Source organism: Streptomyces sp. NRRL S-495 (assembly GCF_000966955.1).
GTDB classification, from domain to species: domain Bacteria; phylum Actinomycetota; class Actinomycetes; order Streptomycetales; family Streptomycetaceae; genus Kitasatospora; species Kitasatospora purpeofusca.
On the sequence record NZ_JZWY01000859.1, the window covers coordinates 1 to 404 of the forward strand.

A 404-nucleotide genomic window follows, 5' to 3' on the forward strand; every position below is an offset into this window, starting at 1 on the left:
GTGCACCCTGATTGCCTGGCTGGCGGAGGAGCGGTTCCCCAACCCGGTGAACCTCGCCAAGATTGACAACGCCTACCAGGACTACCGCCGCCGGAACGTCGTAAAGGCCCTCACAGCCCGCCTGGAGGCCAACGGCGGAACCCGCATCGAAATCAACCCGGTCGACCAGAGCCACGTCCGCCCGGGCCGTGAGCGGGATTTGCAGGTGCGCCACGTGAACGTCCGCCAGTGGGAAGAGATCGTGGAAGCCTGGGCAGAGGGAGACTTGGATACGCTGGATGAATGGTGGGACGAAATCATCCAGGATTTGGGCTCCGATTACGACGCCTACTCCCACGTATCATCGCTGGGATTCTCGGCGTAATCCGCTGAATCGCGGGTAGGATATTCGAAAAGGCATAAAG

General features: G+C 60.9%; 1 pseudogene. It reads left to right on the forward strand.

Annotation, left to right across the window (positions count from 1 at the left end):
- Positions 1–364: pseudogene (locus VR45_RS34965) on the forward strand (transcriptional regulator); the annotation flags it as partial.
- Between the last annotated feature and the right edge of the window lie 40 nt (positions 365–404).